General features: G+C 39.4%; 12 protein-coding genes. 4 read left to right on the top strand and 8 right to left on the bottom strand.

Going from position 1 to position 16,576, the window contains the following annotated elements; translation table 11 throughout:
• Window positions 1-106: 106 nt before the first annotated feature.
• Both MHB71_RS25500 and MHB71_RS25495 read left to right on the top strand, forming a co-directional pair.
• Window positions 107-1,081 carry a YndJ family transporter gene (locus tag MHB71_RS25500; protein WP_340027981.1) on the top strand — a complete coding sequence of 325 codons (975 nt, stop codon included), beginning with the start codon at window positions 107-109 and terminating at the stop codon, window positions 1,079-1,081.
• A 91-nt stretch (window positions 1,082-1,172) separates the two neighbouring features.
• Window positions 1,173-1,625, top strand: coding sequence for a HEAT repeat domain-containing protein (locus MHB71_RS25495; RefSeq protein WP_340027980.1), 453 nt, complete (start codon window positions 1,173-1,175; stop codon window positions 1,623-1,625).
• 220 nt (window positions 1,626-1,845) lie between these two features.
• Here the strand turns inward: MHB71_RS25495 and MHB71_RS25490 are convergent, their stop codons facing one another.
• Both MHB71_RS25490 and MHB71_RS25485 read right to left on the bottom strand, forming a co-directional pair.
• On the bottom strand, window positions 1,846-3,336 hold the full coding sequence (locus MHB71_RS25490) for an aldehyde dehydrogenase family protein (protein ID WP_340027979.1): 1,491 nt from the start codon (window positions 3,334-3,336) through the stop codon (window positions 1,846-1,848).
• Window positions 3,337-3,364: 28 nt separating this feature from the next.
• A complete protein-coding gene (locus MHB71_RS25485) occupies window positions 3,365-4,450 on the bottom strand; it encodes a 5-methyltetrahydropteroyltriglutamate--homocysteine S-methyltransferase (RefSeq protein ID WP_340027978.1) in 1,086 nt (361 codons plus the stop codon).
• Window positions 4,451-4,725: 275 nt separating this feature from the next.
• Between MHB71_RS25485 and MHB71_RS25480 the strand changes: the two genes are divergently transcribed.
• Complete coding sequence (locus MHB71_RS25480; protein WP_340027977.1) at window positions 4,726-6,750, top strand: right-handed parallel beta-helix repeat-containing protein; 2,025 nt, start codon at window positions 4,726-4,728, stop codon at window positions 6,748-6,750.
• A 103-nt stretch (window positions 6,751-6,853) separates the two neighbouring features.
• Here MHB71_RS25480 and MHB71_RS25475 read toward each other — a convergent pair.
• Together MHB71_RS25475 and MHB71_RS25470 are read right to left on the bottom strand one after the other, a co-directional pair.
• A protein-coding gene (locus MHB71_RS25475; RefSeq protein WP_340027976.1) for an IS3 family transposase occupies window positions 6,854-8,184 on the bottom strand; the annotation gives its coding sequence in 2 pieces (ribosomal slippage) (window positions 6,854-7,803 and window positions 7,803-8,184; 1,332 coding nt in all).
• Window positions 8,185-8,395: 211 nt separating this feature from the next.
• Window positions 8,396-9,535 (bottom strand): hypothetical protein, encoded by a 1,140-nt coding sequence (locus MHB71_RS25470; protein WP_340027975.1) that lies wholly within the window; start codon window positions 9,533-9,535, stop codon window positions 8,396-8,398.
• A 509-nt stretch (window positions 9,536-10,044) separates the two neighbouring features.
• Between MHB71_RS25470 and MHB71_RS25465 the strand changes: the two genes are divergently transcribed.
• Complete coding sequence (locus tag MHB71_RS25465; protein ID WP_340027974.1) at window positions 10,045-11,781, top strand: helix-turn-helix transcriptional regulator; 1,737 nt, start codon at window positions 10,045-10,047, stop codon at window positions 11,779-11,781.
• A gap of 63 nt (window positions 11,782-11,844) precedes the next feature.
• Here the strand turns inward: MHB71_RS25465 and MHB71_RS25460 are convergent, their stop codons facing one another.
• The 4 genes from MHB71_RS25460 to rlmH form a co-directional block, all read right to left on the bottom strand.
• Window positions 11,845-12,366 (bottom strand): hypothetical protein, encoded by a 522-nt coding sequence (locus tag MHB71_RS25460; RefSeq protein WP_340027973.1) that lies wholly within the window; start codon window positions 12,364-12,366, stop codon window positions 11,845-11,847.
• A gap of 985 nt (window positions 12,367-13,351) precedes the next feature.
• The gene (locus MHB71_RS25455; protein WP_340027972.1) at window positions 13,352-13,954 is read right to left on the bottom strand and encodes a CYTH domain-containing protein; all 603 of its coding nucleotides are present in this window, start codon (window positions 13,952-13,954) and stop codon (window positions 13,352-13,354) included.
• 74 nt (window positions 13,955-14,028) lie between these two features.
• A complete protein-coding gene (locus MHB71_RS25450; protein WP_340027971.1) occupies window positions 14,029-15,609 on the bottom strand; it encodes a hypothetical protein in 1,581 nt (526 codons plus the stop codon).
• Window positions 15,610-15,898: 289 nt separating this feature from the next.
• Window positions 15,899-16,378 (bottom strand): 23S rRNA (pseudouridine(1915)-N(3))-methyltransferase RlmH, encoded by a 480-nt coding sequence (gene rlmH, locus MHB71_RS25445; RefSeq protein WP_076320177.1) that lies wholly within the window; start codon window positions 16,376-16,378, stop codon window positions 15,899-15,901.
• Window positions 16,379-16,576: the final 198 nt, after the last annotated feature.

The following is a 16,576-nucleotide window of genomic DNA, read 5'->3' as shown; positions in this document are numbered from 1 at the left end:
AAATGTGTTAGACTACTAAAAGAAGAATTGCCGATCTATACTAAAGAATGCTACACAACTGGATACGGGTAGTTCTTACGATAAACGTAGTTAGAAAGGAAACCCCATGAATAGTTCCTTGAAGCAACGAATGAAATCATTATTAGCACCAGTGTTTCCCGGTGGAATCATAACCATTCTGATATTTTCACTTGATTACTTCCAATTCGAACTTGTTGAAAAATTTCTGCTTTTTGCGGCTTTTGTCATTGTACCTCTTGTGATTTTACTTTTGAACCATGATGAAAAGAATAAACATCAACAAATGATTTATGTTGCTATGAAATGGCTTCAATTTCCCGCTGCGCTTCTTACCCTGGCCTCGGTAATGAGTAATAAGATGTGGGTGTTAGAAAGTACGGAAATCCCAGGGATTCTGTCTCTTGGATGGCTACTGTTCACACTGCTGCTTGGCATCTATGGCTTGACCACGATTGTAATCTCTAAAGGAAAAGCAGCTGAAATAGCGATTGGTGCAGGGCTCGTTTATTTTTTTATCGGGGGCATTTGGTTTACCTTATATCAATATCAATTGAACCTGTTCCAAGCTAATCCTTCAACGCACGCGTTAAGCTCGCTCCACTTCCATTTCTCATCTGCGATCGTTCCGATTTTTATTGGTGCACTGGGACGCATCATGACGAAGAAAAGCTGGTATCCTTGGATCGTTGCCCTCGATATCATCGGACCAATCTTGATTGCTATTGGTATGATTTTCTCCAAGCCAATTGAATACGTCGGTGTCACTTTGTTCGCCTGTAATATTGTGGTTTACACCGCTTATCTCCTTACTTACTTGAGGAAAAATGCTTTGGATAATAAGGCAGCCTTCTTTTTAGGCCTTTCTTGTCTAGCCTTTTACACGGTTGTTGTCATTTCCATCTTCTATCCGTTACTGAAAAATATGTACTCCTTAACCATACTCAATTTTATTCCCATTTATGGATCTTTGCATGCGTTTGGTTTTGTTTTATGCGGACTGATTGGTTGGGTGTATATGGTGGACTTCATTAAGGAAAAGGCTAACCAATCGGCTTCATAGGAGTAGTTTAGTCAGGTTCGTGCTATAATAGTGATCACATAAATAACATTCATCATTCTGCCGAGATGGCGATGATTAAGGAGATTGAATTTTGACGAACAACCATGATATTGGAGCAGTTAACGAACTACCGGAGAACTTTGAAGAGCTCAAACGAGCGGCTAACCGGACGTCAAGCTGGAGAGAAAGACTGAATGCGGTGAACGAATTGGGGAACTGGAATACAGCCCCTACCATTAAATTGCTGCAGCATGTTTTGAAAAATGATCAAGTGTTTCAAGTGCGCGAAGCCGCATATCACAAGCTCAAGCAGTTGGATGAAGATGTACAAATGCCTGCCAAAAACAAAGGTGAGCTGTTTAAAGGTACTAACAAAATTTTGCTGCGGATTAAAAAAAGCCTTCCTGAAGGTCACACGTTCGAGCAATTCAAGGAAAAATTGCAAAAGACACGTCTGGATATCTATGATACTTACGAGGGCGACAAAGATGCTGATTTCGATTCCTGGCTCCATGGAATTTGGGAGACACTAGGTAGAAAATAGCCGCCGTTCACCGTATAATAGCTGAGTATCAAGCCACTCCATCAATGGAGTGGCTTCTTTATTTTTTCAGCGTCACCTCCATCAGATGTGGGGGTATTTTCTCTCTAAAAAAGTCACCACTGTCAAACTGATCTGACAAAAAAACGCCCTGTCTACTGATTCTTAAAAATCAGTAAACAAAGCGCAAAGTTAGAGCCTTTTTGTACAACCTCTATAAGATTTATTCGGGTATATAAGGAAGATCCAGTGTCTTTGGAACGTTGATGACATGCTTTTCTGTATACGTGCGGATACCTTCCACGCCGTATTCACGGCCAATACCAGATTGCTTAACCCCACCGAAAGGGAACCGAACATCGAGCCCCTGCACAGCAGCTGTATTGATCATAGTCGTTCCAGCTTCGAGTTGACGTGCAACGGAGATGGCATCCTCTTCTTTCCCCCACACAGAACTCGTCAATCCATATACACTTTCATTGTGTAGATGAATAACCTGCTCTTCATCGTCAAATGGAAGAATCGGAACCGTAGGACCAAACTGTTCCTCCACTACAATCGGATCATGAACATCGCAACCCAAGACAAGCGTAGGTTGTAGGTAGTAACCTTGTTCAAACAGCTTCTGATCAAGAATTTGACCGAGAGGGATGATCTTAGCCCCACGCTTTTGCGCATCTTCAACCAAACCAAGCACATAATTTTTCTGCTTCAGGTTATTAACCGGACCTACTGTCGTATTTGAATCAAATGGGTCACCAATTCGAATCCAGCGATTAGCCGCCTCTATATATTTTTCCACAAACTCATCATATATAGAACGGTGCACATACACACGTTTGGCGATCATACAGATCTGACCTGCTGTCAAGAAATTAGAAATGACAATCCGGCGCATTGCTCGCTCATCATGAACATCAAAGCTTTCCAAGAAGATAGCCGCATCATTACCACCAAGCTCAAGCGTCATATCCTTAATCGTTTCCGAAGCCGCTTTAATAATATGCTTAGCTGTTGCGGTTCCACCTGTAAAGGCGATTTTAGTAACAAGAGGATTACTAGTCAGTTCAACGCCCACATCCGCATCACCATGAACGACATTGATTACCCCAGCCGGGAACTCACTCGCAATAATCTCTGCCACTTTCGCTGCCGCCAGTGGCGCATATGGACTTGGTTTAAGCACAATGGTGTTACCCGCAAGTAAGGCAGGGGCGATCTTAATCGTAGATAACGCAATGGGATAGTTCCATGGACTAATCGCAGCCACCACACCAATTGGATCATAGGAAAGAATCGTTTTACCATTCTCATGCTCTTTGATCTCTTCCTGTAGAGCCGATTTAGCTTCATTACAAGCAAACTCCATCCACATTAACGAAACATAAATTTCACCGTGTGCATCATACAGGGGCTTGCCATGCTCTCTAGACAGCAAATGTACAATTTCATTCTCAGCTGCTCTAATCTTCTCGATCGCCTTGCGCATCATCATAATGCGTTCATCAATGGAGGTATGCTTCCATGTTTTAAAAGCTCCTGCCGCTGCTTCAATCGCTTCAACCGCTTGTTCTTTCGTAGTGACAGGGAAATAACCTACGATCTCAGTTGGGTTTGTCGGATTCTCTTTTGCTACCTGCGAAAGGGATTTTACATTTTGACCATTAATGAACGCTTCAACTATAATTGTCTCTTGGTCTGCTTGGATCGTCATTTTGGATCCCCTCCGTTATTTAGATGGATTAATTCCAAACTTCTTCTGCAATTTCCTTCACATAACGAAGTTTACGCCATTGTTGTTCTTCCGTTAAAATATTGCCTTCTTCTGTAGACGAAAAACCACATTGTGGGCTCAAACAAAGTTGCTCAAGTGGTACATAGGTTGCCGCCTCTGCAATCCGAGCTTTAATGTGTTCTTTATCCTCTAACTCGCCTGTTTTTGATGTGAGTAAACCAAGCACGATTTTCAAATCTTTTCGATTCACATATTTTAATGGCTCGAAACCACCTGAACGCTCATCATCAAATTCTAAGAATAATCCGTCTACGTTTAAGCCTCCAAAGATAACTTCAGAAGCGTAGTCATAACCACCCGTTGAGAAATAGTTCGATTTATAGTTACCACGACAAATATGCATCGTCACAACTAAATCTGCCGGTTTATGAGCCAAAGTTTCGTTAATCATTCGCTGCATCGTTTTCAACTCTTCTGCCGGTTCCAGACCTTTAGCACGTAACTTATCGTGACCAGCGTCTGAGAATAGGTCTGCCCAAGCTGTATCATCTAATTGCAGGTATCGACATCCTGCATCATAGAAGGCTTGAATGGCTTTTTGATACGCCGCAATCGTATCCTGAAGGAATTGCTCCCGGTCCGTATATATATTGGCGTCATTCTCCAATCGATATAGAAGCATGTTTGGACTTGGAATGGTCTGTTTCGCCACTGTGTCACCTGCATGCTTTTTCAAAAACTCAAAATCCTGAACAAATGGATGACTCGAGAAATCAACTTTACCAACAACACGAATCCCACCCTTACGCGTTTGCATATTATGGAATTTTGGTCCGTCTATTTGCTCATACAACTCTACGCCATCCAAGCCGCCCAGAAAATCAAAATGCCACCAGCTTCTGCGGAATTCACCATCCGTAACTGCCAATACGCCATTTTCCTTTTGCTTTTCAATAATTCGAATAATCTCTTTATCCTCCACAGCTCTTAATTCCTCATATGTGATGTTGCCTGATTTATATTGTTCACGTGCCTGACTTAAATCTGCAGGACGTAGAAAGCTACCTACATGATCATTACGAAATGGTATCATAACTATTTCTCCTTCTAACTTTTTAGTCTAATGAGTATAGCATGATGGAAAGGGATGCTTGTTATATGAAAAAAGCATGGCTAGTCATAGCTTTTAACAATAGCTAGAAGACTTTAATACGCAAAAATCCACAACTTCATAGGGTAGTGGATGTGGTTTAGCTTTTATCAATATCAATTCAGGCTAACATACACCTTCCTATCTCTGCCATTATAATTATTTTCTAGTATAATAACGGGATACAACAAACATTTTAAAATAGAAGGAGAGTTGTTATGGAATATCATGTATCCATACATGGGAATGATCAAGGAAAAGGAACAGCGGATCAACCCCTTCGTACCATATCACGCGCTGCCGCTCATGCCATGGCCGGTGATACAGTTATTGTTCATGCGGGAGTATACAGAGAGTGGGTTAACCCGGCTAATGGGGGAACAGCGGAGCATAGAATCGTATATCGATCCGCAGGAGACGGAGAAGTAGTGATTACAGGAGCTGAGCGGATTACCAACTGGAATTCTGAAGGAGACCATGTTTGGAGCACAGAAGTGCTCAATTCCCTCTTTTCCATTCGCAATCCCTATGAGGTAGAGCTCAGTGGAGACTGGTTGTTTGACGGGCCTTTCCCGGTTCATCTCGGCGATGTCTATTTGGATGGCAAATCATTATATGAGTGCAATAGTGTTGAAAGCGTTCACAACCCTGAAGTTTGGCCCGAAGCCAAGTATCCCAAGAATTCATTGTTAAAATGGTATGCCGAGGTTGGTTCTACGACAACCAAAATCTGGGCCAACTTTGGTGGAAAAGATCCTCGTAAGGAAAATGTAGAAATTAATGTACGTCCTTATTGCTTCTGGCCTGAGAAACCGGGAATTAACTACATCACCGTAAGCGGTTTTACTCTTCGTCAGGCCTCCCCCCAATGGGCACCACCTACAGAATACCAGGAAGGTTTGATTGGACCTCACTGGAGCAAGGGCTGGATTATTGAAAACAATATAATCAGCGAATCCAAATGCGTTGGTATTAGCCTGGGTACCGAAATCGGCACAGGGCACACCAAGTCTTTGGAGAAGCATAGTAAAGGTGGTACTCAACGCGAGCAGGAGGTTATTTTACATGCATTACGCTCCGGCTGGCATAAAGATAACATCGGCAGTCACATTGTTCGAGGTAATGTAATTCATGACTGTGAACAGGCAGGTATTGTGGGTCATATGGGAGCAGCCTTCAGCCGCATATATCAGAACCGTATTTATAATATTCACCACAAACGACTCAGACATGGTGCCGAAGTTGCGGGAATTAAGCTTCATGCTTCCCTGGATACTCAAATTAGCGAAAATATAATGTACAGCTGTTACCGTGCGCTTTGGCTGGACTGGCAGGCACAGGGCACTCGCATCAGCCGTAATGTATTTTTTGACAATCTTTCGGAGGACCTCTTCGTTGAGGTTTGCCATGGTCCATATATGGTCGATCATAACCTATTTCTCTCTCCAATGAATTTCAGAAATATGGCCCAGGGCGGGGCATTTGCTCATAATTTGTTTGCAGGCCGATTTGTGGTTCGTTCCGAAATTACTCGTATTACGCCATATCACTTCCCTCACGAAACGGCTATGGCCGGATACTCTAATATCACTGGAGGCGATGACAGGTACTACAACAATATCTTTATAGGTGACAATGATCCTAATAAGGAGCCTGTGCCCATCACCTTTTTTGAGCATCTTCCGCTTAAACCAAGAGATGAAGTTGGAGAGGACGGGAAGACGGTCATGGATGGTGTTCCGGACAATTCCATATGTTATCTGCATGCTGTGGGACTTGGCGGCTACGATCAACATCCTGATGTGAAAGATAAAAAATGGTGGGAATACACTAAAGAGGAGCTTCTTGAGCTTGGCGATGCGGCGAAGGATATCTTTATAGGCAATGCCGTTCTTCCGGTGGCTATGGGTGGAAATTTATATCTTAACGATGCGGTTCCAAGTCGTCACGAATCGGATGCGAAGATCTATTCACAGAAGGGTATAAACGTTGAAATTGATCCTGCGCAAGGTAAAGTGCACATTCAGATCCATGATCCCGAATTGCTTCGGAGAACCTCTGCAATGTTAGTTACCACGGATCTGCTTGGAAAGACTTATCACGCCAACATGAAGTTTGAGGAGCCGGACAGCAGTCCATATCATTTTGACTCCGATTTCTTCGGAACAAAGAGACTCGATGCAGATGTTACACCTGGGCCGTTTGAGTTAACCGAAAAGGGTACTCTTGATTTTGAAATTTAAGTTTATGATTGAGGGTCCAGTCATTTTAGGTGATTGGATCAAAATATAAACAAAGCCATTCCGGACTAAAGTGTACCCTTTGTAAAGGACATTTTGAAAAAAACTAGGCAACTTGTTGAAGCTGCTGTCTGTATTTTACAGGCGGCAGCTTTTTCAAATTCCATTGCCCTCGATAATGATTGTAGTACGTCATATAACTCTTAATTTCTCGTTTTACTTCTTCTAATGTTTCGCATTCTTTGATATTCGTTTCATTCTTAAAATGCCCAAAGAACGATTCTTGGGGAGCATTATCCCAACAATTGCCTCGACGTGACATGGATTGTCTTAATCCCATTTTCTTCACTACGGATTGGAATTGTGGATTCGTATAATGAAAGCCTTGATCGGAATGGATCAAGGCTTCTTTGGTTAAATGGCGATGCTTCTGTAATTTACGAAGCGTGTTTAGCGCAATTCCTATACTTAACGAAGAAGAAACTTCATACGCCAAAATTTCATTCGTCTGTGCGTCTTTAATCGTCGATAAATACGCACGTTTATTGCCTTTGTACGTTAAATATGTGATATCGGTTAATAACACCTTTCCCGCCTCGCCTGGCTTAAAATTGCGCTGTAATTCGTTTGGACATGTGCGATGTTCTTTCGTTGCTTTTGCCATTCTACGGGCTGGATTAGCCTTTCGAATGGGACAGATGATCTCAAATTTCTTCATAATACGGCGAATCCGTTTCAAGTTGTACGCCATTTTGTACTGATTTTCTAACGTCATTTTGATTTGGCGTGCTCCTTTTTTTCGTCCACGAAAATGATACGCCTTTAAAATAATTCCCTTTACAATCTCATCTGTTTTGGCTTTAGCTACACACTTCTGCATTGATTTTTCAGAGAAGTAATTGTAGTATCCAGAACGTGATACTTCCATAACATCGCATAGATAGCTGATTAACCGTTTCATTTTATACGTTCTGATCGTCCGATAAATGAGTTCAAACTTCAGCTCTGGTGCCACTTTTATTTCTTTTTCAACATCTGCCTTTCGAGTAGATCGAGCTTTTTTAGCAGTTCATTTTCTGCTCGTAACAATTGATTTTTTGCTTCTAATCGTTCAATCTTTTGTTCTAATGTTAATTCACGTTCCGATGGGCGACCTGAATTTGTTTTACGTGTATCCTGTAAGCCTTCTACACCCGCTTCACGATACGAAGCACGCCAACGTTTTCCGGAAGAACGAACACGCTCCAAACCAATACATTCAACATCTAAGCCTGCTTCTTCAAAAATGTCTCGTGGCAGTTTCCCCATTTCATTTTGTGCAATGAAATGGCGCTTAAATTCATCGGTGTACGTAATCGCCTTTTCGCTAACAGCGATTACATTTGGATTCCGTTTTAGCAGTTCTTGTTCTTTCTTTGTCAGTAATCTTTTCGTCATAACAATTCCGCTCCAACCTCTTTTTTTTCATTATAAACAAAACACCCTATAAGATGGGCTTTTTTCAAAGTGTCCATCTTATAGGGTGCATTTTACATACCGAATAGGGCTTCATGTAATCTATTTATGGTTTAATAGATTCAAATTATAGTACTGGCGATGCTCAGATTGTATAGGCAAGTATCTATTGCTTAATAAATCGTAGTGTATGTCATTCCTCTAAATCACTTGGACCTTCTAGAAAAAGGTCCATGTTCGGGCATAATTCAAAACCATCTCTCCCTATTCCTAATATGCGATCAAATGTTACCTGTGATATCGCCGTTTGGGGTAAATCATAGTTACGTTTGAATGAATTTATTGTCCAGTTAGACGATACCGAACGTTCACCCATTCTTTGCAAGCTTGAAATGACAATATTTGCAGCATGTTGTTTGGTGATTTTATTTTCCTGAAAATAACGCGTCGCATCCCCAACAGCACGATAAATTAAACTTTGAACTTGTCCGGTTGAGAAATGGTTTAACAAATCATCCAACACCGCCGTTGTCTTCTCTCCAATGGTAAAAGGAAACCCAACTTTCTCTAGACGATATAATAAATATTGCTTAATTTCCTCAAGCGAAATCCCCCTCCAGATTGCATAACAAAACTCGGTATCTTGTTTGAAAGATGAAGGGGTAGGATTCATCAGTGATTCAATTGCAGCATCAACATTCACGTAATAATAGACTTTATAAACATAATAAACGTTAGGAAAATCAGAATCGTCCTTAAATGCTGAAATGGGTGACTTCGGATGGACACAAATGATGTTTTTATTTGCTAAGCTGAGCACTATTTCTTTGGTCAAATCCAGTGTTGGAGACAATTGATCCAAATAAGAATCCACAGGAAGTATTATTGATAAATTTTCATCAACTCCAGCACGAAGTAGCGCGGCTAAGTATACTTGGTCGCGGAGAGATATTTCCCCAAGTAACTTAGGCTTCTGTCGGTCTAATTTGTAGTATTGATTTATCTTGTCTCGTTTTTCTTGCTCTTGTTGAAGTTTGGTCAGCGATCTCCTTTTCGCACAGTTGTTACAATTACAATCAACTTTATCTTGATGTCCACAATTCGGACATTTTGAAGCTGTTTTTAGATATGAAGACCTAGATTGCCATACAGTTATAAGTGGGACTTGGCAATAAAAACAAATTGTCTTTTCTTGCTGTGGTGGAAATAATTTATATAGCTCATTAGGTCTAGCATTAATTTCATATTCATTAATTAACAATGTAGTTTTTTCGCCTTCATAATAACGAGTAATTAATCGTTGAATTTGTTTTTCGTTTAAATGTGAGAGCATGTAGGGTCGCTCCTTCAAACTTTTATATTAAATGTACCCCTCTTCAACGAATTTCGTCAATAAATTACAATGCTTTACTTTTGTAGTGGAGAATTTCACAATATACACTAAGTCGATTGAAGATTCGAAAATAAAGAAAAAATATTACTCAAGCAATCGCCTAGTCACTTCAGCCCTGTCATCTTCCCAATTCGCATCACACTCGTGAATTGACCATTTGTTTATGAATCTCAGCTAAATATGGATAGCTGAACTCTAAATGCATAAGCCCAATTTAATTAGTTCTCAACTAGTTCCCTCTCTGCGTCACCACCCTCACCATTCTAATGTACACTACGACTGTTCTAGAATCCGTGCATAAACCTCTCGCAAACTTTCCAATAAATCTTTCTATTTAAATTCAATGCGCATTATTTATGCTCTTTTTATCGACCAATAAAATTGACACGCACTTTTTATGCGCATTATAATGTTAGTAATAAAATATACGATATAAGGAAAGTGATTCTATGAAAAAGCAAAATATTTGTACTTTCTGGGGCATTGTCAGCATGAATTCCGTTAATTTTCCTGACCTTCCTAACTGTGAAATCAGCTTCCCTGACGTGGGGGATCTAACTCCGGTTGTTCAACATGCTTTATCAGAAAGATTGCTTGAAATTGAATTAAATGGAGAACAAATACCACCCGCAACAGATTTCAAAGTGTTGCTAGATCAATATCCGGGCTCATCCCTGGTATCTTTCACTGTTTATTTAGCTACTCTGCGGGATGCAAAAGAACATAAGTCGATCCGGAAAAATGTTACCATAGACAAATGGTTGGCTGATGCTGCTGACGAACAAGGAATAAACTTTTCGCAAGTACTTCAGGAAGGAATTCGTCGTGTACTTGGCTTAGAGGAGTCTCAGCCTTTTAAAGTACTAGACCTCGGGAACATGCGTAGGAAAACTGGTAAAACAGTAAACGAGGTTTCGCTCGAAACAGGAATTCCCGTTAGACAACTAGAAGGACTAGAAGATGGACGCCGTCGAATAAACGAAAAGGAAATTGCGCTAATTGCAAAGGCATTTGGTTGCTCGGAGAGTGAGTTGATCGGCGCTCCATCTCCATATCATCCTCTTGATGTGGAGTCTATGACGGATGCAATTCGAAAACACGGTTCTTTTGACGGGGCTTACGGAAGTTCGAATTTCCGATTGGAGGTCTTTATCTCTTTAATGAATGACATTTGGAAATGGTTTTGCCAAAGCGAAGAAGGAAAGCATTACTTAGGACATGGAAAATCACTAGATCCACAAGAGTATGTCACTCGTTTTAAAAAGCACATGCTTCGTTCGATCATGTATGATATTAGACATGGTGCATGGTATAATACGAATAATTTTCCCTTTACTATTTTTGGTTTCAATTCCCCTTCCACTTGTTGGGTAGAACTGTACGATCAGGACGAGGTAACAGATGATCTGTTTACGGTTGTACTTGAGAACGTATCCGGCACTAGCGTTACAAATGCTTGTGAGTATTACATTCCAGCTATCGTAAAGCAAATTTTGGAACATAAACAAATTAGCGTATTGGAACAGGATAAGGGAAAAAGAGGGTTTAAATATCCAAACATCAGGTTTTTAGAGCGAAATTGGAATTTTGGGAAAGAGGAATATACTCAAATACGCATTCGGAAGGACGGAAGTCCAGAATGGTCTTCAGGTTCACTGCCACTAGCTGAGATTAGAAGTCGTGAAGAGTCTCGGTCTTATCGGCGGCTTATAAAGGCACAGGACCTTCCTAAGCCATTTAGTAAGGGCAAGGGTGATGATCGCTGTCAAAATGATAAAACAGGAAGTTGTTCTATTGTTGATAATGTCGTTCCAGACTATATAAATGGATGCAAAAAATGTAGAGATATTGCTTGTACCTGGAAGGCTCGGGAATGGTTACTAACCAAATTATCGGATAACGAAATAGGGAAGATGGTTCCACACAATTTTGCAAAAGAGTACCCAGATCTGTATCGATATATAAAACAAAATTTTGCTGAAGATAACGAGGAACAGGCAGAGGGTTTAGTTTATTGGATTCAAGAATATGGAGCCTATCGATCACGCCAAGCTTCCCCTATTCATGTTTCCGAGGAAGGCTATCAAGATGGACGACATCGAACAAAAATTGCTCAAATTTTGGATATAACTATACCAGTTATCTGGCATACCACTGATCAGATGAATTTAGAATTGATTGAGTAGATTTATCAACGGAAAATCATATGAAAAGGACACTCAATCGCAGTGTCCTTTTCATAAACCAAATTATTTTCTTCTCACACTCAAACCTGAGTTTGGCTTCGGTATCGCCTTAAACTTGCTTTCTGGATCTCTGAGAGTTGAAAGAAGTTTCGCGGCATCTACAGGTTGTCCCAGCAATGCTTGTGATTCTGGCCTAGGATCGTTAACTTCTTTAGCACGATAAATCTCTAATTGACCTTCTTTTTCTTCAATCACACGTGCACAAAGACCTCTAATATAGTATGTGTTAAACTCGCCTTCAGCCAGGGTCTCATTCGCCGAGTGAGGAACATCCTTTTCAATATATCCTACTCCACGTGGCTTCTTTGCTAATTCTTTTGCAGCCATGTACTCTTTTAACTTCCGAGCGAAATCCTCATCATCTCCGTTTTGAGCATATTCCTTTAATAATTCTGGATAAACTGTCTTACCTGTTTCTGTAAGCCTTCCACTAAGATATAATTCACCTTTTTGCAAGTCATAATCAATTTCCTTTATCATGTACTCTCTTGTAATTGGGTCTAAATTCTCAAGGTATAATGCCATGGTATCCTCTCCTTCAATTAATAACTAACCTAGAACACTCACCACAACAAATCTTCTAGCACTGACAATTATCCTGTTGAACGAGGAAAATCAGTACACTTTGTAGGAGAAATGTCTAACCGAGAAGCAATACCATCCAACAAAGAGGATACTTTGGACTCAATCTCTATTGTCATACGCAACCCATCTCTCTATGATTTTTTTGAAAATAAGAAGGATATCCGTCATTCATGATGTATACATAGGTATAGCCACCACAGCTTTACATATGAGGTATGGAAATACTCCATACTGATATCTTCTTCATGCTCAGAAAAACTCCAAGCATACTTCATTCTGAATTGAAGAACACCAACCCTTAAAGACAAACCAAGTGTACCACCACTTAGGTTTGTCTTTTTATTTCCCTCTCAATACGCATCAACTCACCTTAAGAAATTAGCACTCATAATAAAAGAGTGCTAATTTCTTCTATTATACTTCATTCTTAGATTTATCCACAAGTATTATAGGAGCATAAGTTCCCCTAAAATCGAGAACATGGATTGTATTATTTCGAGTCGGAAGACTAAATTTCATGAATTGATTAATGCCTTCAGTTTTACCCTGGATGTAGATCATCATTTGTATCAAAAAAAGCTTGTAGAAGCCTGTTACATATCGTTACGACTATAAGTGGGGCATCCCCTATCATATAGTCGTAATAATGGTGTAATTACAGGCTCCTACGAGCTCTTATCAAGAAATTCAGGTTTTTGAAGTATCTTATCCTGTTAATGTCCAATTTTGTAGCAGTATCTTATTTGCTAACATCTTTAACTCATTGAGATGGTGGAGGAGATGATCCCTGACTAATCCAGTTAGTTGGAATGACTCACAAAATCCTGATGTTTACACACTGCTCCGACTGTACGATAGCTAACGATAATCTGCATAAAGTAGTCTGAGAATAATACATAAATCCAAAAAAATTTTCTTAGGACTTTTAATTAGAACTAATAAATTCAACAAATCTCTTGTATTTGCTTTTTTTGTTCAGATTAAATTCAATTCCCATGTGTCTGAGTTCATTCATTATATAATCACATTCTCTCTCAGTATTAACACCTTCCACTTCAATTTCAAATGATTCATTTCCACCTGGAAAAAGAGAATGATCTAGCTCAATAGTATATTCATTAAATAGCTTTATTTTCTTACGTTCATTTCGAATAGAACCTAAAAGAGATATTTCTTCTGCATTAATAATACTATTTATGTTTACTGGGTTTTCAGTAATTCCCTCTAATATTTCAGATGGGTTTTCCTTATAGTATTCAAAATCCCTCTCGGAGATAGATCTTTCAATTTCTGTGGATGAAACAAACTGGCTTTCAGTGTTAGATTTTGTTTTCATACATAGCAGCCAATTTTTTTCCTCATTTCTTATTCGTAATGTAATACCTGCCTTCTCTAGTTTAAAATCACAAGTATCAAAATAATAATTAGTCTGTCGTATTACATCGGGTTGTTGATTTACTCGATTGAGTATTTTTTTGTAAGAATCTTGTTCTAGCAAAAGTTTTAGTTCCTTCTCTACAGTTGCCACGATATCATCTCCTTAGTTTATTACGACCAGATTTTAAAAATTCATTCAAGTATCTAATATAATTATATCTAAATCTAGTTCTCACTGTTCTTTATTTTTGTTAAAATGGGTAAAACATTCAGTGCAGCGTATTCCTTAAATTCCCCTGCATTCTCTCTATCTAAGCTGTATACTCTTAAAATTCGCAGTCCGTTATTTAAAGATTTAATTATTTGTGAACCTTCTTTGATTTTTTGAGAAGAGACAACATAAAATCCCTTGCTGGATTTTTCCAACAACTGAGCACCAGAATCCACGTCTTTTAGTGGGAATCTTTCATCCCTATACTCCTTAAATTTAGGTTCACCGAATTTTCTCTTCATTTCTTCAAAACTTTTAGAGAATTGTTCGCTTAGAGAAGTGACTTTATTTTTCTCATCGATAAATTCTTCGAATTCATATACTCTTTTCCATAGATTTCTATCTTTAATATCTTGAAGAGCAGTTTTTCTTTCTTCTCCTAGTTCTCCAAGTAAGTGGTTAACAAACTGTTCGTCACTTAGTGATATATATAGATCTTCAAAATCTCGAGACGTTAGCTCCCTTTTAGACCAAGTTTTATAATTCAAGTCTTTTTCCTCAGTTACAAAATTAAGCATAGCTCGGCATGCTTCATTGGTTTTATGACCGTAGACTTGTATATACATTTCATATCTTGCTTGCAAAAAATTTTCAATTGCATGTAGTCCACTTTGTTTGAGTCCCATCCTTATCTTCCCTTGACTATTTGCATAAGCTAGCATAGATTTTAACACTCTTGACTCTGAGTAATCACCGTAAGGAACTCCTGCAAAATAACTATCACGTTTAAGATAATCCATACGATCACAATCAATTGGTGCACTCGCTACAATGTCATTTAATAAAGGAAGGACATCAAATTCTTTATCAAAAATAGTAATTAACCGCTCTCCTAATTGTAACTCTGGCTTGAGTATAGTAAGAATATTGTAAATTTGATTTTTTGTAATTCCCTCAATTGTATTCAATACCTTATATGTAAAGTAAGACGATACATGCTCATGTTCAATTCTAATATCAGTTTTTCCTTTTTCACTCTGCTTTTTATAATATTCGCCCAATAGAATCTCAATCCGGTTAACAAAATCCTCATCAATACCAATACACTCATCGCTACGTAGAATTATCATAAACTCATCTACATTTGGAGCAAAAGCATCAAATAAGTGCGATAAAGGGCCATGTCCAATATCATGTAAAAGTGCAGCTAAACGTAATTCTATAAAAGTTTGTTTTAATGAATCCTCGCTTTCAAGAAGTAGGTTACATAAATCAATCCCAACCCCGATTTCAAGAGTTTCGTCAAAATTTTCTTGACTCTTCACGATATCCGAACGATATTGTGCAATATATCCATTTTCCAGTATTGAAACTAGCATCTTATGAGCATAGTTCATTACTCCAATAGAATGCTCAAATCTTGTATGTTTAGCTGAGGGAAATACCTTATATAAAAATGAATTTTGTCTAATATGATGCAACCTTTTAAATAATGGGTTCTCAATCACCCTCATCTCATTCATAGTTAAACGTATCACTCCATGTATTGGATCGTTTATACTCCTTACCAAATCAAGTTCTCTAAAAATCTCCATATAAATAACCTCCCATTCAAGATAAACTATTGTAAACATTACAATATTTACAATGGTTATTATTATTCTATTACATCTTTGAGTTCTTTTAAATCTATATTTGTCCGATTATCTATTCAGTTAAAATATTGAATTGATTTAGTTTCCCATATCGCATACCTTGTAGTACAAATAAACTCGCAGAAGCCTGTTTACACATCATTCCGACCGGAGTGTAACCTACCCTGCTCCTACGGTCGACATGCTGTTAATACAGGCTCCTGCGAGTTATTCCTCAAAAAACTTGCCCCTACTTATGATATGGTTCCCCCCGATTTATCTTAACCGCACGATAAATCTGCTCCACCAGCACCAGCCGCATAAGCTGATGCGGCAGGGTCATGCGCCCGAAGCTCAAGCGTTGCTTCGCGCGGCGCAATACCTCATCTGAGAGCCCATGGCTTCCTCCGATGACAAACACGACATGGCTCGTCCCATACGTGCCGAGCTTGTCGATCTCCAATGCCAGCTCCTCGGAACTCCAGAGCTGGCCATCCAACGCGAGCGCGACAACATGCGCCTCGCTCTTCACATGCGCGAGGATGCGTTCGCCCTCGCGCTCTTTTACCGCCCGAACCTCAGCTTCGCTCAGGGTATCGGGCGCCTTTTCGTCTGCGACCTCGATCATCTGAAACTTGATGTACGGGGAGAGCCGCTTGGCATATTCCTGAATGCCCAGCGTCAAATATTTTTCCTTTAATTTGCCTACGCCAATAATCTGAATAAACATGAAAACTCATTCCTCCTGAATTGTCTTGCGAGATATTCTATAAGTAAGATGCTTCATTGCATCGTTCGTTCCAACTGTATTATACCTATACTACACATTTCTCCAAATTCTAACGAACCCCTCACACCTTAATCAGCCACATTTCGGCTCCTTTAAAATCTAACGAATCTGAAACACGCTATCTCAGTCAAAACGAGC

The sequence above is a fragment of the Paenibacillus sp. FSL H7-0940 genome, from assembly GCF_037979415.1.
GTDB lineage: Bacteria > Bacillota > Bacilli > Paenibacillales > Paenibacillaceae > Paenibacillus > Paenibacillus amylolyticus.
Note: the sequence above shows the minus strand (reverse complement) of the source record. Positions and strands in the feature narration are given on the sequence as shown.